The sequence below is a fragment of the Pantoea sp. S62 genome, assembly GCF_016658625.1.
Taxonomy (GTDB): Bacteria; Pseudomonadota; Gammaproteobacteria; order Enterobacterales; family Enterobacteriaceae; genus Pantoea; species Pantoea vagans.
Genome location: NZ_JACVVI010000058.1, coordinates 1 through 393, shown reverse-complemented (window position 1 = coordinate 393; position 393 = coordinate 1). Strand labels below are relative to the sequence as shown.

General features: G+C 52.4%; 1 protein-coding gene. It reads left to right on the top strand.

Translation table 11 applies throughout. The annotated features are described in order from the left end of the window. On the top strand, window positions 1-221 hold a 221-nt coding region (locus IBT54_RS25320), incomplete at its 5' end, for a hypothetical protein (protein ID WP_236263730.1). Between the last annotated feature and the right edge of the window lie 172 nt (window positions 222-393).

The following is a 393-nucleotide window of genomic DNA, read 5'->3' as shown; positions in this document are numbered from 1 at the left end:
TTCGCCGACGTCCTGTCGGCTCATCCTGGCCTCCGGTTGTTCCTCAGCGCTCCGGATGCCTCTCTCAAACCCCCGCCTTTAATAGCTTCTTTGTTTTTTCGGATGGCGTGTTGTCTGCTGGACTGAAAGCCAAAGCCAAAGCCAAAGCCAAAGCCAAAGCCAAAGCAAAAGCTAATCACGGAATCTTACCGCTACAATCTCAGTGCCCGAAGAAGACGTGATTACCACGGATAGAGTGTAAGGCCTTTCTGACTGCTGAGCCTGAAGCCAGAGGCAATCCTGAAAAACCACAGCGATAAAGTACCCAACACAAGAAGAAGAGATAAGAGCGAGGGGGTTGGAGAGGCCATCTGAACCGCTGAGCGGATGAGGGATTTCAGGACGAGCGACAGG